This is a genomic window from Microcoleus sp. PH2017_08_TRC_O_A (genome assembly GCF_020738665.1).
Taxonomy (GTDB): domain Bacteria; phylum Cyanobacteriota; class Cyanobacteriia; order Cyanobacteriales; family Microcoleaceae; genus Microcoleus.
This window is the reverse complement of sequence record NZ_JAEQCE010000083.1, coordinates 19,721-40,062: the sequence shown is the minus strand read 5'-3', so window position 1 is coordinate 40,062 and position 20,342 is coordinate 19,721. Positions and strand designations below refer to the sequence as shown.

12 protein-coding genes are annotated in these 20,342 nt (G+C 46.4%); 8 read left to right on the top strand and 4 right to left on the bottom strand.

Annotation, left to right across the window (positions count from 1 at the left end):
* On the top strand, positions 1-226 hold a 226-nt coding region (locus JGK22_RS25370; RefSeq protein WP_293207799.1), incomplete at its 5' end, for a hypothetical protein.
* A 40-nt stretch (positions 227-266) separates the two neighbouring features.
* Entirely contained in the window at positions 267-884 is a 618-nt protein-coding gene (locus JGK22_RS25365) for a transposase (RefSeq protein WP_293207796.1), read from the top strand.
* Between the two features lie 241 nt (positions 885-1,125).
* On the opposite strand, the gene JGK22_RS25360 is transcribed toward JGK22_RS25365, so the two are convergent.
* Positions 1,126-2,166 carry a glucokinase gene (locus JGK22_RS25360; RefSeq protein WP_293186736.1) on the bottom strand — a complete coding sequence of 347 codons (1,041 nt, stop codon included), beginning with the start codon at positions 2,164-2,166 and terminating at the stop codon, positions 1,126-1,128.
* A gap of 647 nt (positions 2,167-2,813) precedes the next feature.
* Entirely contained in the window at positions 2,814-4,847 is a 2,034-nt protein-coding gene (locus JGK22_RS25355) for an amylo-alpha-1,6-glucosidase (protein ID WP_293185294.1), read from the bottom strand.
* A gap of 321 nt (positions 4,848-5,168) precedes the next feature.
* Here JGK22_RS25355 and treZ point away from each other — a divergent pair, with 321 nt between their 5' ends.
* The 3 genes from treZ (at position 5,169) to JGK22_RS25340 (ending at position 10,849) form a co-directional block, all read left to right on the top strand.
* Positions 5,169-7,010, top strand: coding sequence for a malto-oligosyltrehalose trehalohydrolase (gene treZ, locus JGK22_RS25350; protein ID WP_293193130.1), 1,842 nt, complete (start codon positions 5,169-5,171; stop codon positions 7,008-7,010).
* A 116-nt stretch (positions 7,011-7,126) separates the two neighbouring features.
* Entirely contained in the window at positions 7,127-9,919 is a 2,793-nt protein-coding gene (treY, locus tag JGK22_RS25345; protein WP_293207802.1) for a malto-oligosyltrehalose synthase, read from the top strand.
* 408 nt (positions 9,920-10,327) lie between these two features.
* Positions 10,328-10,849 (top strand): tetratricopeptide repeat protein, encoded by a 522-nt coding sequence (locus tag JGK22_RS25340; RefSeq protein WP_293185292.1) that lies wholly within the window; start codon positions 10,328-10,330, stop codon positions 10,847-10,849.
* A 136-nt stretch (positions 10,850-10,985) separates the two neighbouring features.
* On the opposite strand, the gene JGK22_RS25335 is transcribed toward JGK22_RS25340, so the two are convergent.
* The gene (locus JGK22_RS25335) at positions 10,986-11,588 is read right to left on the bottom strand and encodes a hypothetical protein (protein ID WP_293185291.1); all 603 of its coding nucleotides are present in this window, start codon (positions 11,586-11,588) and stop codon (positions 10,986-10,988) included.
* A gap of 143 nt (positions 11,589-11,731) precedes the next feature.
* Between JGK22_RS25335 and JGK22_RS25330 the strand changes: the two genes are divergently transcribed.
* The 3 genes from JGK22_RS25330 (at position 11,732) to JGK22_RS25320 (ending at position 18,439) form a co-directional block, all read left to right on the top strand.
* Entirely contained in the window at positions 11,732-13,291 is a 1,560-nt protein-coding gene (locus JGK22_RS25330) for an NAD(P)/FAD-dependent oxidoreductase (protein WP_293207790.1), read from the top strand.
* Positions 13,292-13,718: 427 nt separating this feature from the next.
* Positions 13,719-15,566 carry an NFACT RNA binding domain-containing protein gene (locus JGK22_RS25325; protein WP_293185287.1) on the top strand — a complete coding sequence of 616 codons (1,848 nt, stop codon included), beginning with the start codon at positions 13,719-13,721 and terminating at the stop codon, positions 15,564-15,566.
* A gap of 950 nt (positions 15,567-16,516) precedes the next feature.
* Positions 16,517-18,439 (top strand): response regulator, encoded by a 1,923-nt coding sequence (locus tag JGK22_RS25320; protein WP_293185285.1) that lies wholly within the window; start codon positions 16,517-16,519, stop codon positions 18,437-18,439.
* 20 nt (positions 18,440-18,459) lie between these two features.
* Here the strand turns inward: JGK22_RS25320 and JGK22_RS25315 are convergent, their stop codons facing one another.
* Positions 18,460-19,680 (bottom strand): transposase, encoded by a 1,221-nt coding sequence (locus JGK22_RS25315; RefSeq protein ID WP_293185284.1) that lies wholly within the window; start codon positions 19,678-19,680, stop codon positions 18,460-18,462.
* Positions 19,681-20,342 lie beyond the last annotated feature (662 nt).

Genomic DNA, 20,342 nt, shown 5'->3' with positions numbered 1-20,342 from the left:
CTGTGCCACAAAAAATCTTGTGGGGTGGGCTTCTAGCCCGCCCCTAATATTTGTCACAGGCAAGATGCCTGTGCCACAAAAAATCTTGTGGGGTGGGCTAGAAGCCCACCCCAATCTTTGTCACAGGCAAGATGCCTGTGCAACAAAAAATCTTGTGGGGTGGGCTTCTAGCCCGCCCCAATCTTTGTCACAGGCAAGATGTGGTATTGACCTCTTCCCTGGTTAAAGCTATTTTATATTAAGTTGTGATTGTACGAAGTAGTAGTATGATTCATAGAAATTTGAGTCAGGGAAGCAATCAGCAGTTGGGCGGGCAAGATGCCCATCCCAGCAACAAGTATCAATCTGTGATGAAGTCGGTTTCTAGGCTGGGCGGGCAAGATGCCCACCCCACCAACAAGTATCAATCTTTGGTGGAACCAAAGTTGAAAATTACTTATAGGAATTTACCTCATTGGGAGTTAGATGGATCGGTCTATTTCATTACTTTTAATACTTGGGAAAAGCTAGAATTGACTCCGGCAGCTCAACAAGTAGTTTTTAATGCTTGCAACTTTTTTGACAAAAAAAGGTATGAGGTGTTTTGCTTGGTTGTAATGCCAGATCATGTGCATATGTTAATTCAGCCTTTGCCAAAGTCGAAGGATAAATTTTGGTCGCTCAGCAGCATTATGCACAGTATGAAAAGCTACAGTTCTAAGCAAATTCCGAAGGTGATGAAGCATATCGGTACTGTCTGGCAAGATGAGCGACATGACCGAATAGTCAGAGATGAAGGAGAATTTGATGGTTTTTGGGAATATATCAGGCAAAATCCTGTCAAAGCTGGTCTTTGTTTGACTCCAGACGAATATCCTTTTTTCTGTCAAATATCTGAAGGTTAGTGTCTGTCCTTTTATTTGTCACAGGCAAGATGCCTGTGCCACAAGCACTTTCACAGGCAAGATGCCTGTGCCACAAAAAATCTTGTGGGGTGGGCTTCTAGCCCGCCCCTANNNNTTTGTCACAGGCAAGATGCCTGTGCCACAAGCACTTTCACAGGCAAGATGCCTGTGCCACAAAAAATCTTGTGGGGTGGGCTTCTAGCCCGCCCCTAATTTTAACAACTTCCTCAGATTCAATCCCCTAAAGACCTGCCGCACAAACCGCCGCTCCAATTAACCCGACATTGCCATTCAAAACCAGGCGAACTGGTATCATTTCTAATAGCGAATCCATCCGACCTTTGTGCGTAAAAGCTCGCATAAAACTGCCTTCTAGAATCAGTGGCAAAATCTTCGCAGCGATGCCGCCGGCTACGTACAAACCGCCGTAAGGTAGAAGTGAAACAGCCATATTTCCGGCCACCGCACCGTAAGCTTCTACAAACATTTGCATTGTTTGTTCCGAAAGCCGATCGCACTTTTGGAGTGCAGCCGCCGCAATTATCGCCCCCGGATCGACTGTTTTCTCGGTTTTACCGATTTCCGACTCCCATTGAGCGATCGCTTCCCCCACTTCGGCTGATTCAGGAGCAAACTTGCGATCGCGCAAAAACTGGTAAATTGAGACAATCCCTTGTCCCGAAACTACACGCTCGATCGATATTCTTTGAATGTTATGTTTTGCTAACAAATATTTTAGCAATTCAAACTCCAACTCCGAGCGAGGAGCAAAGTCACCGTGTCCCCCTTCCGAAGAAAAAACCCTGATCCCATTTGCTTCGGGAATTGCAAAACAATGTCCCAAACCTGTACCCGCACCAATCACAGCAATTGGATCGTGCTGGCTCGGTTTTCCTACTTGCAAGGTGTGTATATCTGTAGCTTCCAAACCACACACGCCGTAACCAACCGCTACAAAATCATTAATCAAACTAACACGGGAGATTCCTAATTCTTCTTCCAGACGCTTTGCATCCAGCAGCCAAGGCAAATTTGTCAGTTTGGCGCTGTTGTTGACTACTGGGCCTGCGATCGCAAAACAAGCTTTTTCAGGCTCCACTGCCAAATCGAGTTTAGTAGCAGCTTCCGTCAAAAACTGTTGAACTATCGGCACTAAATCGGGAAATTCCCCGCTCGGATAGCGAAACTCGTAAAGAGCATTCATTGCACCATCAGCAGTCCTTTCTACCAAGCGCAAAATTGTCTTAGTTCCGCCAATATCGCCCGCTAATAATAATGCCATAAACCTCCGATAAAACAGTTGACAGTTGACAGTTGACAGTTGACAGTATTGTCCACTGTTAAACCAATAATTTTCAGGTTGGATCCAGCGAAGCGTAGGTTCACTTCGTTGTACCTCACATCTTGCATGATTGTCAGGGTGCAAGATCTCAGTTCTACCCAACCTACTTATCACTATTAACAACTATAGATCCCTGACCCCGCGATCGAGAAACGGTTTGATTTGGCTACTATTTAGGGCTTGCTGAAAAAGTGTACGTAGTGGAAAAACGAGGCTACACAGCTTAAAAAATAGTAGGTTTATTGCTAAATTCCCAAATGCAAGCCAGAAACTAATAACTTTCATTGCAAGGGTTTTGAGCCTCTATAATCCTATAACTTGCACTTTTTTAAGCAAAAAAAGCTTAAACCCCTTATCTGGCAAGCTTTCTACTTTTATTCAGCAAGCCCTATTTAACTGTCAACTGTCAACTGTCAACTGTCAACTGTCAACTGTCAACTGTCAACCAAGGTGCAAGATCTCAGTTCTACCCAACCTACTTATCACTATTAACAACTATAGATCCCTGACCCCGCGATCGAGAAACGGTTTGATTTGGCTACTATTTAACTGTCAACTGTCAACTGTCAACTGTCAACTGTCAACTGTCAACTGTCAACTGCCAACCAAGCCCGTAGCACCTCGGCCACAGTCCAAGCTTGAGCCGTGCAGCCCCGGGGCGAGTGGGGGGCGTCGCCCTCAAAAATTTCGCCGAGACTGCCAACTCCGCCAGCAGTTATATGATGTGCCATCGGTTCCAGGAATTGGAGAGCTTGTGCTGGGTCTTTGTATACGTGCAAGTGCGCCAAGACAAACGGGCCGATCAGCCAGCCCCAAGCTGTGCCTTGGTGATAGGCGCTGTCGCGCTGCAATTGGTCGCCCTCATAGGCGCCGCGATACTGCGGGTGTTGTGGGGATAGGCTCCGCAGGCCGTGGGAAGTGAGCAGCCCCTGAGCGCAGGCGTCCACGACGGCGCGGCGCTGTACGGGCGTGAGTAACGGTGTATAACGGGTTTCCTGGCGCTTGCCCTCGTACCCAGGAATCGAGTCCAGGGGCAGGGAAACGGCGAATATTTGGTTGGGCCGCAGGGAAATGTCGTGTCCGTCGGGGCCGTCGAGAACGTCGTAGCAGTAACTGGTTGAGTCGTTCCAGAAGCGATCGAATCCGGTGGCGGTACGATCGCCCAACTGCTGATATTCATTGTGAGGCTTGCCCAGTTTTCGAGCAAAACTTGCCATAGCTTGCACGGCATTGTACCAAAGCGCGCTAAGTTCGATCGGCTTACCAATCCGAGGAGTCACCACCCAATCGCCGATTTTCGCGTCCATCCAAGTCAGTTGCACGCCGCTTTCCCCCGCGTAGACTAAACCGTCGTCAGGATCGACGCGGATGTTATACCGAGTTCCGTTTACGTGCCAATCCACAATCTCACATAGTGTCGGCCAGAGTTCGCTCAAAAGTTCGTCGTCTCCGGTGCAGTCGCAGTAAGCGCGAACAGCCTCAAAGTACCACAGCGTCGCGTCTGCGGTGTTGTATTCCGGAGCGCCCCCGGCATCGGGGAAGCGGTTTGGCAGCATTCCGCGATCGACATACCGTGCAAATGTTCGCAAAATCGATCGGGCAATTTCCCACCGCCCGGTACAGATTGTGAGGCCGGGCAGGGCGATCGTCGTATCGCGCCCCCAGTCGCTGAACCAGGGATATCCGGCGATAATCGTTTTACCCTCGGGTTCCTTTGGTAGCGGGCGGTTGACGATAAATTGGTCGGCTGCTAGCACTAAGTGATTAATCCAGTCTGGAGATTCGCTGATTTTTGAGCAGTTTTGCAGCAGTTGTTGGTCATAAGTGTGGCGCACTTCTAAAGCTGTACCGCCGTTGAGTTCGGGATTTTTGTCGGTGCTGGCTATCAATGTGAGAGAACTTCCCGGTGCGATCGCAAAATGGAAAGTTGCCGCGTGCAGGTGATCTTCGCAGCAGTCCAACCCGCGCCGCTGTTCGGCTGCCAAATTAAATCCGTAGTGCCAATTGTATAAGGGCGTAGAAACTCGAAATTTAGCCTCTGGAGTAGCATCTGTCAGCAGGTACAGGGGTGCGGCTCCGTCAAAAGCCGTCACGCAAACCCCTTGTGTCAAAGTTTCCAGACTCACAGGCCAGTCGCCCGCACTTGTCATGTGGTGGTAGTCGCGGTGGTTGACTAAGGCTTTGACTGCGATCGCGATCGGTTGTGAGGCGCGGTGCAAGCGGTATTGAATATATGTTGTGTTAGCACCTTGCTGCATCCAAATCCGCTTTTCGAGGATAGCGTCGGCGAGGGCATACCTCCACACAGGCGTCGTACCTTCGAGGTGGAAGCTTTCGATGCAGTTGTAGCCGTGGGGTTCGATCGTACTGTCGGCCCAGCGGTTGGTATAAAGCGGGTAGGCGCGATCGGCATACACGGCCGTCTCGTCCAGCTTGGCGAGCATCAAAGTCCGTGCCAGCGGGGGTTTGAGGGCTGCCACCAGCAGCCCGTGATAGCGGCGAGTGAGGAGATTTGCGATCGTCCCGCTAGCGTAACCCCCGATTCCGTTTGTCACCAACCACTCGCGAGACTCCGCCGAGTCAAGATTGCAGCAGATTTCCCGTCCAAAAGCAATAACCATAGAATACACGCTCGCGCTGATTTGCTATCTACCTTTAGATATATTTTAGACCTTATATAAAAAACCAGAAATATTAACTCTTGCAGTTGACCAAGAATGGCGATCGCTAAGGGTGCAGATTCATGGTCTAATTTATACATAACGAACCGCTACTTTTGCCCCAGCGATAATTCTAACCGTTACTCTGTCTGGAGTTAGTTGTTTGTAATTTTAAGTAATATTACCATCTACACAGGCGCTCTCACCTTAAGAACACAGCATTTGATTGCGTCCCAAGGGCGATCGGACAACCCACCTATTTTATAAGGAGAACCACTCAAAGTGAAGATAGGAGCAAATTACCTCGGCAACAACCAATGTGAGTTTACAGTTTGGGCGCCCACAATCAAACAAATAGCAGTCCAAATTGTTTCCCCAGAACCACGCCAGATACCCATGCAACAATCCGCAGAAGGTTATTGGCAAACCACAGCTACAGACATCGCACCCGGAACCCTTTACACCTACCAACTCGAAGGAAAAACCGACCGACCCGACCCAGCCTCAAAATATCAACCCCAAGGCGTCCACACCCCATCCCAAGTAATAGATGAAAACGCCTTTGCTTGGAAAGACAAAAATTGGCAAGGCGTGCCGCTGTCGGAAATGATTATCTACGAACTGCACGTCGGCACATTCACCCAAGCCGGAACATTTGAAGCAATAATTCCCCAACTCAAAAAACTCACAGAATTGGGGATCAACGCCATCGAAATTATGCCAGTCGCCCAATTTCCCGGCGATCGAAACTGGGGATACGACGGCGTATATCCCTACGCCGTTCAAAACTCCTACGGCGGCCCCGAAGGCTTCAAAAAACTTATCAACGCCTGCCACGAACACGGCATCTCAGTAATACTCGATGTCGTTTACAACCACCTCGGCCCCGAAGGAAACTACCTCCGCGACTTCGGCCCCTACTTTACCTCAAAATACGGCTCGATTTGGGGAGACCCCCTCAACTTCGACGACGCCTACAGCGACGGCGTGCGGAACTACTTTATTCAAAATGCCCTCTACTGGTTTCGAGACTATCACATCGATGGTCTGAGATTAGATGCAATTCAAGCAATATTTGAAGTAGGTGCCAGACCATTTTTGCAAGAACTCTCCGACGCCACCGCCGAGATTTCCCAAGAAATCGGAAGGAAACTTTACTTAATCGCAGAAAGTGACTTAAACGATGTCCGCACAGTACGTCCCAAAGAACTCGGCGGTTTCGGATTAGACGCCCAGTGGTGCGACGATTTCCACCACGCACTGCACGCCTTGCTTACCGGAGAAAATGACCGCTACTACCAAGACTTTGGCAAGTGCGAACACCTAGAAAAATCCTTCAAAGAAAGCTTTGTTTACTCCGGCCAGTATGCACCTCACAGAAAGCGAAAACACGGCAATTCTGTCAAAGATGAACCGGGCGAGAAATTTCTGGTATTTTCCCAAACCCACGACCAAATCGGCAACCGGATTTTAGGAGACAGACTCTCGCAAATAGTTGACTTTGAAGCACTAAAACTTGCAGCAGCTACAGTTTTGATTTCTCCCTACATTCCTTTCTTGTTTATGGGAGAAGAGTACGGAGAAACAGCGCCGTTTTTCTACTTTGTTTCCCACTCAGATCCTGACTTAATTGAAGCGATTCGCAAGGACAAGCAACAAGAATTTAAAGCTTTTGAAGACAGAGGCGAATTTCAAGACCCCCAAAGTCCTGAGAGTTTCCAAAAGTGCAAGTTAAACTGGGAAAAATCAACAGCAGGAAAACACAAAATCCTCTGGGAATGGCACCAGCATTTGATTCAACTGCGGCGAACAATTCCCGCCCTGAAAAAACTCGACAAAAAAAATCTAGAAGTTTCCAGTATTGAAGCAGAAAAAATCTTGTTTCTTCGTCGGTGGACAGATAACAGCCAGATATTCTGCATCCTGAACTTCAACAAGCAAGAGGTCGCTGTTACGACCGCACTTCCCCAAGGCAATGGTCACAAAATTTTAGACTCTGCTGATGTAAAATGGATGGGTTCAGGTTCTAGCTTGCCGGAAAATATCAATTCTAAGCAAGAATTGAGTGTTAAACCGCATAGTTTTGCACTCTACCAATATAACCAATTAAACCAAGAGGGCTAAAGCCCAACAACGTACCCGATCTTTCAGAGAACCGCTATAACTCGCGTCCAGCCACTGTTTGCGTAATTTCTGTCAACTACCCGATCGACTAATCAATCAGGAGTAAAATCAAGATGATGAGAATTCCCACAACCACTTATCGGATTCAATTTCATGCAGGTTTTAACTTTGAAGCCGCCAAACAAATCCTCAGCTATCTCGAAGAATTAGGAATTACCGACCTTTACGCCTCACCGATATTCAAAGCCAGAAAAGGCAGCAGTCATGGATACGATGTGGTTGACTCAAATCAAATCAATCCTGAATTGGGAACATCAGAAAACTTTGAAGCCCTCACCTACGAAATCAAGAAACTGAACATGGGATGGCTGCAAGATATTGTTCCGAACCACATGGCTTACGACACTCAAAATTTGTTGCTGTTAGACGTATTAGAACACGGGCCGGATTCCGACTATTTCGATTACTTCGATATTGAATGGAATCACGCTTACGAACATCTCAGAGGTCGAGTGCTGGCTCCGCTGCTGGGCAATTTTTATGGCGAGTGTCTGGAAAATGGCGAGATTCAACTCAAATACAGCGAAATTGGGCTAACTATCAATTACTACAGCTTACAATTGCCTGTAAAAATTGAATCTTATGCTAGTTTTATCGGTCATAATTTGGGGCATTTAGGCAGGGAATTAGGCAGGCGCCATCCAGATTTTATCAAGTTTTTGGGAATTCTTTATCTAATTAAGAATACACCTTCTGAAGCTAAAGGTAAAGCCAGATACGATCAGATAGCTTTTGTCAAAGGGCTGCTGTGGGAACTCTACAATCAAAATCCCATCGTCCAGGAATTTATCGATGAAAATATCAATTTCTTTAACGGAGAAAAAGGCAATCCAGAAAGCTTTAATTTGTTAGATAGTTTACTCTCGGAGCAATTTTATCGTCTCTCTTTCTGGAAAGTGGGTGCCGAAGAAATCAACTACCGCAGGTTTTTTACTGTCAACGAACTGATTTCGGTAAAAGTTGAAGAGATTAAAGTTTTCCATAAAAACCACGCTCTGATATTCGACATGGTGGACGAGGGAAAGTTTACCGGATTGAGAATCGACCACATCGACGGACTGTACGACCCCACAGAATATTTGAAACGGCTCCGCGAGAGAGTTGGAGACACTTACATTACTGTGGAAAAGATTCTGGAACACGAGGAAGATTTGCCGTCCTATTGGCCGATTGAGGGAACCAGTGGATACGACTTTTTGAACTACGTAAACGGCGTTTTTTGTCGGTGCGATCGCGAACAGCAATTTAGCGAAATCTATCAGAGATTTACTCGATTAAATGTTCCTTACGAACAGTTGTTTTTAGATAAAAAAGGGCTGATTGTTGAGAAAAATTTGGCGGGAGATGTAGACAATCTGGCTCAGCTTTTGAAGAATATTTCCGGTCAATCCCGACAGGGAAATGACTTTACTCGTCCGGGTTTGGAAAAAGCGCTGGCTGCGGTTTTGACGATTTTTCCAGTGTACAGAACTTACATTAATCAAGACGGTTTGCGAGAGTCCGATCGCATTTACGTCAAATATGCGATCGCCCACGCCAAAGAATTAGTACCGCGACTCCTCAAAGAACTGAAATTTATCGAAACGCTGCTGTTGCTGGAAGAAGAAGAAACCCTCACAACCGAACAAAAAGAGGAGCGCAGGCACTTTGTCATGAAACTCCAGCAGTTGACAAGCCCCCTGATGGCCAAAGGCGTTGAAGACACGTTGCTATACGTCTACTATCGCTTTTTATCCCTCAACGAAGTCGGAGGAAACCCCAGTCACTTCGGCGTTTCGCTGGCGGATTTTCACGAGTTCAACAAGCAGCAGCAAGTAGCTTGGCCGCACAAAATGAATGCTACAGCTACCCACGATACCAAACGCGGCGAAGATGTGCGAGCGAGACTTAATGTTTTGTCAGAAATTCCTGAGGAATGGGAACAGCAAGTCAGGTCTTGGAGAGAGGTAAACTCATCTAAGAAAGTTAACTTTGTCAATCGCATGGTTCCCGATACCAATGACGAATACTTCTTGTACCAAACTCTGCTTGGCAGTTTTCCATTTGAGGAAATTGAAAACACTGATTATGTTACTCGCGTCAAAGATTATGCGATCAAAGCTGTCCGCGAAGCCAAAGTTTATACAGCTTGGCTGAGACCTGACAACGACTACGAAACTGGGTTTATGACCTTTATCGATAGCGTTCTCGAACCTTCAGAACAAAATCAGTTTTTCAAGAAATTTCTACCTTTCTGGAAAAAAGTAGCTGATTACGGAATTTTCAATTCTTTATCTCAAACGCTGCTAAAAATTACGGCACCTGGGGTTCCCGACATTTATCAAGGCACGGAATTTTGGGATTTAAGCCACGTCGATCCGGACAACCGCCGTCCAGTGGATTTCGATCGCCGAATCGAGGTTTTGCGGGAAATTAAACAGCAAGCTGAGACGGATATTTTGCAACTGGTTGAAGATTTGATTGCGACGCGGGAAGATGCTAGAATTAAGTTGTTTTTGACGGCAAGAGTCCTAGAAGCTAGAAAAAAATACTTGCAAGTTTTTCAATCTGGCGATTATCAACCACTGCACGCAGTTGGCACTTTTAAAGATAACGTGATTGCTTTTGCTCGCAGATTTGAAGATACTACTGTTATTGCGATCGCTCCTCGATACTTGACGGGAATTGTGAAACCGGAAGAAATGCCGATCGGCAAACAAGTCTGGAAAGATACTAATCTGGAATTGTCGGAGCAAATGCCGTCGGTTTGGAAGGATGCGATTACCAATCAGCCTGTTGAAAGTAACGGTAAGCTGGCCATTGGTGATGCTCTCAGCTACTTTCCCGCAGCTTTGTTGATTAGTCAGTAGTCAGTTGACAGTTGACAGTTGACAGTTGACAGTTGTCAGTTGACAGTTGACAGTTGACAGTTGACAGTTGTGCTGTTCCCGATCGCTAACGTTATTATTCAATACGGTTCAGTTAAGATTGTCCGAAGAGAGGAACGAAGCAAACAAGAGTGTCTATTTGTGATTGATTTTCCCTGTTATAGCCTTTCTCAAAGATATGAGGTATGACTGACAGCTTCTATAGCCGTTAGACTAAGAGGGCTGAAGCCCAACTACGTACCTCACCTTTCTCATAAAGGCTATATAATCTCTTATCTGAACTGTATTGCGTTATTATTCATTATGTCAGTAGTCATTAGGCGAATTGGTTGTTTATAGCGACGGCGATAGGTTGAGATCTGTCGCTGTCGGTCGTGAATTATAAAAAATATGAAACAAATTCTCAGCATTATTTTTGTTTTGAGTGCGTGTTTGAGTCCTCTGACTGTGCCGGTGATGGTGCAACCTAGTTGGGCACAAAGTCAAGATGCACAGAGTGAAGAACTTCTGAAACTGATAGAGGAAGCAGATCGACTGCAAAAGCAAGAAAAATACCAACAGGCGATCGAAATATGGCAGCAAATTTTAGCCACTGCACAAAAACTTAAAAATAGAGAACTTGAAGGCATAGCACTCAATGCTATTGGTCTTAATTACTACATTAGTTCTAGGCTGGAAGAAGCTTTGAAATACTTTAACCAAGCTTTGCCGATCGCCCGAGAAGTCGGCGATCGCTCTGAGGAAGCTGATATTTTGGATAGTATTGGTTCAGTATACCAGACTATGGGACAGCCGCCTGAAGCTTTGAAATACTATAACCAAGCTTTGGCAATTGCGCGACAAATAGGCGATCGCACGCTGGAAGCTAGTATTTTGGAGAATATCAAAGAAGTCAACAAAACCAATGAATAAGTCACAGTTCACCAAGAATAATGGGTTTAAATCCTCCTCCTTCGAGGGGGAAATAAAACAAAATTATTCACTGTTTCATTCCTCGGAGTTCTAGGTAGAGGTCGATCTCAAACTGTCAACTGTCAACTGTCAACTATCAACTGTCAACTGTTGAAACTCTCCCCCACAAAGCCAATCCGCCACCCCTTCCCCTCGCAGCAATTATCCCATCTTCTACCAGAAAATATGCAAAAAATGCCTGCTTCCCCACACTCAAGCTAAAAAATTCCGCCTCCCGCGCTTCACCGCCGCGAATAAATCCTTGATACAGGGTTTTACCCAACAATTTCACCCTAATTCTGGTAAAATCAAATGCTAAAATATTCTGATTACCCAAAAACTTGGTCGGCCCGGAAAGAGTTAATTCGATCGCCCCAACGAGCACTGAATTCTCCACTCTGCCCGTTTCACTAGGCTTTTCGCCTTCAGCAACAGGTTCAACTGAGTAAGCAATTTGAATTTTCGCCACCCATTCGGGGATGTAACGTCCGGCGCCTAACACAATTCCCGCTTTTTGTCGAGTCTTTTTCGTGCCAGTTATAAAGCACAAGCGCCAATTACCGGTTAGTTGCTCGAAGGAATAGCGAGTTTTAGTTTTTTTGGCGTTTTTCTCCGCTTCTAAGAGGGCTGCGACTACGGCGGTGGAAGATGGTTTAGGATTGGATATGGCGGCTTGTTCTAGAATTGATATGTTTTCCATTTAACTAACAATAATATAGGAAGGTTCGTTTTCTATTGGATTTTTTTGAGGTAATGAACCGCAGAGGCCGCAGAGGGCGCAGAGGGAGAGGGAAAGAGAGGGGTTTGTAATAATATTAGGGGATGTAGGTAGCGGAGAACAACATGGTGACGATCGCCCCCACGGACACAGAAATCATTATCATCGGTAGCGGAATTGGTGGGTTGAGTTGCGGTGCAATGCTTGCCAGTTATGGCTTTGACGTGATTGTCTGCGAAAGTCATTCGATCGCGGGCGGGGCAGCCCACGGGTTCAAACGGGACGGATTTACCTTCGATTCCGGGCCATCTTTGTACTCAGGATTATCCTACAGCCCCTCTGCGAATCCGCTGCGACAAGTTCTCGATGCGATCGGCGAAAAACTTCCCTGCATCACTTACGATACTTGGGGTTGCTGTTTGCCCGAAGGCGATTTCGACACATCCGTAGGCGCGAGTCAATTTGGTGAAGTGCTTTTCAAACTGCGCGGAAGCGAAGCAGCAGCCGAATGGCAAAAACTCCAGCGAGTGATGGAACCCTACGCCAAAGCTGCCACAGCCTTACCCTCACTGGCTTTGCGCTTCGATTGGGGCGCTGCGTTTACCCTCGGCAAATTTGCACCGGCTTTCCTGCAAAGTGCTGGAGATGCGATCGCCCTTGCAGGCCCTTTCAGCCGGATTATGGACGCAAATGTCAAAGATCCGTTTGTGAAAAATTGGCTGAACCTGTTGTGTTTCCTGCTGTCTGGACTTCCCGCTGACGGCACGATCGCAGCCGAAGTCGCTTTCATGTTCGCCGACTGGTATCGCCCCAATGCCGTTTTGGATTATCCGATCGGCGGTAGTGGAGCCCTTGTTGATGCCCTGGTACGCGGTTTAGAGCGCCACGGAGGGCAGTTGCTGTTAAATTCCCACGTTGCAGAGGTTTTGGTGGAAAACAACCGGGCGGCGGGTGTGCGGTTGCGATCGGGTAAAATTATTCGATCGCACAAAGCTGTCGTTTCCAACGCCTCGGTTTGGGATACGCTGAAACTTTTGCCGGAAAACTCTATCCCCAAACGGTTTCGCCAACAGCGACAGGCGACTCCCGAATGCGATAGTTTTATGCACTTGCATCTGGGAATTGATGCTGCGGAAGTGCGATCGGACTTAGCCTGTCACTATATCTTCGTCAAGGACTGGGATCTGGGAGTTTCCGCGCCTCAAAACGTCGTCCTGGTCTCGATTCCCTCCCTCCTCGACCCCCACCTCGCACCGGACGGGAAACACGTCATTCACGCCTACACGCCCGGAAATGAGCCCTACGATTTATGGCAAAAGCTCGATCGCGCCAGCGAAGAATACAAACAGCAAAAGCAAGCGCGCGCCGAGGTGATGTGGCAAGCATTAGAGAGAATTATCCCCGATATTCGATCGCGCTGCGAAGTCACATTAGTTGGAACACCGCTAACCCACGAACGGTTTTTGCGGAGAAATCGGGGCTCCTACGGGCCGGGAATTCGCGCCGGTACAGGCTTGTTTCCAGGGCCGGGAACTCCTTTGGCGGGTCTGTTTTGCTGCGGAGATTCCACGTTTCCGGGTATCGGTTTGCCCGCTGTTGCTGCTAGCGGGGCGATCGCAGCCAATACGATCGCACCCCTGCACAAACATTTAGAAATGCTGCGGGATCTCGGTCTAAAATCTTAGACTTATTGCATGAAATATTGCAAATAAACGTACATAGGTTCGATCGTTCGGACTTTAGTCCGCATCCAAATCAGAGGACTAAAGTCCTTACTACAAACCAGATAACAAATTAGGTTCGATCGTTCGGAATGCGAGTCTGCATCAAAATCAGAGAGGACTAAAGTCCTTACTACAAACCAGATAACAAATAGGTTCGATCGTTCGGAATGCGAGTCCGCATCAAAATTAGAGAGGACTAAAGTCCTTACTACGAACCTATTTGTTGTGTCCTGTATTTTCCCAAATGCGATCGCACATTCTTGTGCCCGGATTTGCGATCGGCCGATTATCAAAAATTGGCACAAAACTTTGATACTATCGGTCAAATACGACCAACATCTGTCAGCATAGAAATACATAGCTCGATCGATCGCAAAAAGAGGCCACCGTGCAACCCGTAGACTTTACAACATTAACCGCAGCTTGCAGCGAACTGCGAACCCAATGGCTGCCAGCGCGCTTAGAACAAGTCTACCAGCGCGATCGATTCACAGTGTCCCTGGCCCTGCGAACCATGAACCAACGCGGCTGGATAGACATTTCATCCCATCCAGCAGCCGCCCGCATCTGCGTCGGCGACTCCCCGCCCCGAATTCCCGACACCTTCACCTTCAGCGAACAACTGCGACACCAACTCAGCGGTTTAGCCTTAGTTTCCATCGCCCCCGTGTCTCCTTGGGAAAGAGTCATCGACTTGCAATTCGCCAAACGCCCCGGCGAACACGCCCTCTGGCATCTCTACGCCGAAATCATGGGTAAGTACAGCAATGTTATCCTCACCGCCGAAGACAATCTCGTTGTCACCTGCGCCCACCAAGTCAGCGCCAAACAGTCCAGCGTGCGTCCCATCCAAACCGGGCAACCCTACGAATTGCCCCCGTCTTTGACGGATGCAGTGCCAAGTGCGATCGAATCTCTCGATCGCTGGAAAGAACGAATTAGCCTGGTTCCCGGGCAATTAAAGACCAATCTGTTGAAGAATTACCGAGGGTTGAGTAAAGTCTTAGTTGTATCGATGATTCGATCGGCAAATCTCGACCCCGAACAATCCACCGACAGCCTAAATCCCCACCAATGGCAGCAACTATTTCATCGCTGGCTGTACTGGTTGCAATGTCTAGAAAACTCCAAATTTCAACCAAGTTTTACCCCCGAAGGCTACAGCGTCATCGACTGGCCAAAACCAGACGAAAAAGAAACAAATCCCGAAAACAAATCTAATTCCCCTCTTCCTTCTTCCTTCTATTCAGAAGCTGAATCTGCCAACGAATCTAACTCCACTCTTCCTTCTTCCTTCTTGCCTCTTCCTTCTTCCTTCTCTTCCGTTCAACAATTACTCAACAGTTACTACACAGGCGAAATCAACCAACAAGTATTTGCCCAACTGCGGCATCAACTAACCCAAAAACTCAACAACGTCCTAGCAAAACTGCGCCTCAAAGCCAACACATTTAAAGAACGCTTGCAGCAATCAGCAGATGCAGACACTCACAAATCCCAAGCCGACTTGTTAATGGCAAACTTGCAGCATTGGAAACCGGGAATGAAATCAATTTCTCTCCCAGACTTTGAAACCGAAAAACCAGTAATTATTCCACTAAACGTGGAAAAAAACGCCGTTCAAAACGCTCAAGCAATTTACAAAAAACACCAAAAACTTAAAAGAGCTCGCATTGCAGTAGAACCGTTGTTAGCAGCAGTACAAGAAGAAATCGACTATTTAGAACAAGTCGAAGCCGCACTTTCGGTATTAGAAGCCTACCGCAACACCCAAGATTTGCAAACCCTCGCCGAAATCCGCGAAGAACTGATTCAGCAAAAATATCTAGTTGTATCAGATTACCGTGGCAGTGACAAAAATGCTGCGATCGAATTTCACCGCTACCAAACCCCCAGCGGCTTTGAACTATTAATCGGGCGCAACAACCGCCAAAACGACCAACTCACCTTTCGTACAGCCAACGACTACGATTTATGGTTTCACACCCTAGAGATTCCCGGAAGTCACGCCTTGCTGCGCCTCACACCCGGTACAGTTGCTGAAGAAACCGATTTGCAATTTGCGGCAGACATGACTGCATACTACAGTCGCGCCCGCCACAGCGAACAAGTTCCGGTGGTTTATACAGAACCGAAATATGTGTACAAGCCGAAGGGTGCGAAGCCTGGTATGGTTGTGTACAAGCAAGAGCGAATTGTCTGGGGTCGGCCGCAGCAAGCCCCGGCAGGTTCGTAGTGAGGATTTCACTCCGCATCCAATAACAGAGGACTGAAGTCCGAACGATCAAACATAAAAATCTGTCTCCAATGTAACGTTTTATTGCAAAAAATAAATTTTCTTGCTAAAATACCGCTGAAGAGGGATGATATTGCTCTTGTAACCCGCTGCAAAGAAACGTGCAACTTGGGTTTCCTCACTGTGAGAAAAACACTGTGGGAAAAAACACAACGGATTTAACTTTTTGTGCAGACCAGCTTTTGCTAAAGCTGGTCGTTTCTGTTTAAACTTAGAACTACAAGACGACTTATTCCATAAATCTTTGCTGGATCCGGCAACCGCAGATGTCAGGCAGATGAACACGGATTAACGCAGATGCTTTTTAAGAGAGGAAAGTGAATGAATGCAATTGCTCGTCTCACCTCTGATTGTACAAATTTTCTGTAATTTACGATCGTTTTTCCTCTTGCACTGATTCCCAGACTATCTAGAAATTCATCTGCGTTAATCTGCGTCAATCTGCTTTAAATCTGCGGTTTTCGTATTACTCAAAAATTTATACAATAAGTCTAAACTACAATTAGTTAGTGCGATCGATCGCTTCTTCTGAAAAATTCGCCCTAAAAAAGAACTATTACCTATTGACTTTGCTCAACTTCCGGGGTATATTTTAGATAATGGAAGTGGTGACTTAAAATTTAATTTTGCCAGTATTTCCATTATCTAATTATACTTGATTGAATGCTCGCAGTCAAGGTGTGAACCCTAAAAAAAAAAGGCAATTTTTTTTAATACAATCAATTAAAATTAATCTGACCCACAACTAATTCTCCCTTAGCATGAATAAATTATCAATAAGTCCGATCGCCCGAATATTCTAAAATTCAAACCTACGATCGAATGAGAAGAAAGACCAATGCCTTACACCACCAGCCTTGAGCGCATCGGAATTGCACCCTACAACCACAATGAACAAGTCTCCGATCAGAATTCTGCTAGTAGAAGATGATACATTACTGAGTGCGACACTGGCAAAGGTGTTGGAAGCAAATGACTACACGATCGATCGCGCCAGCGACGGACAAGCGGGCTTAGACTTGGCAACATTGATTGAGTATGACCTGATTTTGCTCGACGTGCAGGTTCCAAAACTAGATGGGATTAGTCTGTGCCGGCAACTGCGATCGCAAAACTACCGCAAACCGATCCTGTTACTGACAGCAAACGATTCAGATGCCGATGTGGTAGCAGGGTTCGACGCCGGAGCCGATGATTACATCAACAAGCCTTGCGGTACGGAAGTATTGCTAGCAAGAATCCGCACATTATTGCGGCGCTCTAAAGCAGTTTCTCCTGGGAGTTTTGCTAAAGACTCATCCACTACATTGACTTGGGGAAATCTTTGTTTAGACATGGATTCAGGGCGAGTAACCTTTGGCGAACAACTTATTTCACTGACAGCCAAAGAATACAACCTGCTGGAATTGTTTATGCGAAATCCCGATCGCATCTTCAGCCGCAGCGCCATTCTCGATCGCCTGTGGGGATTTGACGATGTACCAACCGATCGCGCCATAAACACTCATATTAAGGATATCCGAAAAAAACTCAAAGCAGGCGGCTTGACTGAAGAAATGATCGAAACAGTTTATGGCATGGGCTATCGACTCAAGCGAAGTCCCCAATCCGCACCGCTGCTTTCAAACAATTCTAGCACCAACAGCACCAACAAACAGAAATCTCGCGCTGGAGATCCGTCTGCGATTGACAAAGTGCTAGAGCGGTTTCGAGGAGTATTTCAGCAACAAATTGCCGTCTTGTCGGAAGCAAAAACCGCTATGATTGCCGGAAATTTGGAACTCGAATTATATCGAGCGGCCAAGCATGAAGCGCATAAATTAGCAGGCTCTATGGCATCCTTTGGGTATCCAGAAGGATCGAAATTAGCGCGATCGGCAGAGCATTTACTAATCTCCGTTAGCCCAGTCAACGCCTGTGGTGTTCTTCGCCCTTTCACTGCTGAAGAAATCACACGATTTTCGGAAGTAGTGACAGGATTAGAGCAGGAATTAGCCAAACCAACAGTTACGTCAACCAATTCACCAGTGCCTACCGCGGTATGTCATCGAGTGCTAGTAGTTGACGATGATACTGCTTTGACGGAATCCTTAAAAGCAGAATCCGAAACTTGGAAAATTCGGATGAAAATTGCTCCGAATGTCGCTGCTGCCCGATCGCGCTTGGCTATGTCAATGCCCGATCTGATTTTAATAGATTTAAGCTTTCCCGACACAGAAGAAGATGGATTGACGCTGCTGCGAGAACTCAACGAGCGATCGCCCAACCTGCCCGTAATTGTATTTACAGGGCGCGACAGTTTGGGCGATCGGCTAGCAGTATCTCGCCTAGGTGCCAAACAATTTTTACACAAACCTGCCACCACCGACCAAATTTTTCAAGCCATATCCCGTATCTTAACCAAAACTAAAGCCCCGCAAGCCAAAGTATTAATTGTTGATGACGATCCTGCCATTTTAGCTCACTTATCTGCACTGCTAATACCTTGGGGTTTGCACGTGATAAAATTAACCGATCCTCAAGGATTTTGGGAGGTGCTGGTTACAACTTCGCCCAACTTAGTCATACTCGATTTGGAGATGCCACAAATTAGCGGGCTAGAGTTGTGCCAGGTGGTGCGGCAGGATACGCAGTGGGGAGATTTGCCAATCTTAGTTGTAACTGCTCACACCGATGCAGATTCCCTCAGCCAAGCCTTTGTAGCCGGAGCCGATGACTTCATTACCAAACCAGTTCTAGGGCCAGAATTAGTGACGCGGGTACTCAGCCGCATCAAGCGCACCAATCCGCGCCTCAAGCAGAGAAATACTTAAACTTAGTGACATCTCCCACACTAATCCGAAGCGGATATAGTGTGGGCTTCCAAGACAATCCGGCTATCGCTTAGGAGGCTCTTGGCTTTAAGAACGGAATGCCCTACCGCTCTATTTTTTATATTTACCGCTGCATTATGGTCACGATCTAGCTCACATCCACACGAGCAACTGTGCCAACGAATATGCAGCTTTTTTGGTACTTTCTCGCCACAATTAGAACAATCTTGTGAAGTATTATAGGCACTTACTGGAACAACCAACAAACCAGCATTTTCGGCTTTGTTTGTTAGAATCGACAGAAAGCTTGACCACCCAGCGTCCAACACAGATTTAGCTAATTTTGTACGAGCTAGACCTTTGACGTTTAAATCCTCGTGTGCGATAACGTCATATTTTAATAGCAGCTTGCTTGCTGTTTTGAAATGGAAATCTTTACGCCTATCAGCTACTTTTTTGTGGCACTTCCCTAACTGTTTAACGGCCTTCTTCCTTCGGTTGCTACCTTTCTTGCGACGTGAGACTCGTTTTTGAGCGACTCGTAGACGCTTTTGAGCTTTGCGGTAGTATTGAGGAATCGCGACTGTTTCGCCCTCAGAGGTTGTTAAAAATTCCTTCAGCCCTACATCAATGCCTGTTATTGAATTAGGATTGAAGTCCGGCTTTATCTCTGGAACGGCTTTATCTTCTAATGAAAGCGTCAGGTAGTAGCCATCCGCTTTCTTAGTTACAGATGCGGTTTTGATTTTATACCCATCCGGGATAGGACGATGCAAAACAACTTTAACTTTACCAAACATTGGCAAGCTAATTGAGTAATCTTGCAAGCACCCATCCTTCATCTGTGGATAAGTAAAAGTGCGATAACGACTCCGCGATTTGAAACGAGGTTTGCCACTACGTTTCCCGTTGCTGTCACCCTTCAAAAAACGATCAAAGGTTGTCTTAACTCGCTTGACTATATCTTGAAGGACTTGCGAGTAAATCTCGCCATACCAAGGATGCGTTTTCTTAAGCTGAGGTAACGTTTTCTTCTGTGAATAATAATCAGGATTGTCTCGCAGTTCAGGCAAGTAGCAGACGAGAGGACAGGCATTAACAGGAGAACGATTTTGTTCGTACCAGTTGAATCTATCAGCCAACAGATAGTTGTACTGCGAACACAGCATTGACAACCATCTGTCTAGCTCTACTACCTGTTGTTTGGTTGGACGTAGTTTATACTGATATGCCGTTCTCATGATTACCCTCCTTGACAATTATGATATCATAATTGTGTTCGCGTTAACAACACACCCAATGAAAGATAAGAATCTTCACATTCGATTGTCGGAAAAGCGTCTCAATAAACTGAGGGCAGTCGCGACAGCGAGAGAGCAGACTATCACCCAGATGATAGAGATGTGGATCGATCGACTCTCCCTGACATTTAATGACTGACTCCGTACCTCCGTCAGTCGCGCATTCATCCCACACTGATTTATCAGGGGTACTCGGCGATGCCTCGATTAATCCCCCTCTAAATTCAGTGTGGGGTTTCTGCTGTTCTAGCTAAAACCATTCATTCTAACATTTTTCGACTTTCTCAGTAATACCAACATGAAAAAATCATGCAACATTATTAGTAGGGTAAACGAGTGTTGACAATTCACCAGAAATAATTGCTTGAAAGCCTCTGGGTTTGGCGTATAAATTAAAAGAAGAGCATTCATTACTCCAATCCTCGGACTGACCGGAAGAGGTTGCTGTCAACAGTCAACAGTCAACTGTCAACTGAATGAACTAGACTTACCTAGATGCTACAAACAAGGGGCGAATGGTTATATTTTGAAACAAATGGGGATCTCTACTTTGACCGAGACGATACACACTTTATTTCGATATTGGTTTGAATTTTCAATTT

Bases quoted from the DNA above. Each gene is read 5' to 3' on its own strand.
- JGK22_RS25365 (WP_293207796.1), top strand. From the start codon at position 267: ATGATTCATAGAAATTTGAGTCAGGGAAGCAATCAGCAGTTGGGCGGG.
- JGK22_RS25360 (WP_293186736.1), bottom strand. From the start codon at position 2,166: ATGGCATTATTATTAGCGGGCGATATTGGCGGAACTAAGACAATTTTG.
- JGK22_RS25355 (WP_293185294.1), bottom strand. From the start codon at position 4,847: ATGGTTATTGCTTTTGGACGGGAAATCTGCTGCAATCTTGACTCGGCG.
- treY (WP_293207802.1), top strand. From the start codon at position 7,127: ATGAGAATTCCCACAACCACTTATCGGATTCAATTTCATGCAGGTTTT.
- JGK22_RS25340 (WP_293185292.1), top strand. From the start codon at position 10,328: ATGAAACAAATTCTCAGCATTATTTTTGTTTTGAGTGCGTGTTTGAGT.
- JGK22_RS25335 (WP_293185291.1), bottom strand. From the start codon at position 11,588: ATGGAAAACATATCAATTCTAGAACAAGCCGCCATATCCAATCCTAAA.
- JGK22_RS25330 (WP_293207790.1), top strand. From the start codon at position 11,732: ATGGTGACGATCGCCCCCACGGACACAGAAATCATTATCATCGGTAGC.
- JGK22_RS25320 (WP_293185285.1), top strand. From the start codon at position 16,517: ATGAACAAGTCTCCGATCAGAATTCTGCTAGTAGAAGATGATACATTA.
- JGK22_RS25315 (WP_293185284.1), bottom strand. From the start codon at position 19,680: ATGAGAACGGCATATCAGTATAAACTACGTCCAACCAAACAACAGGTA.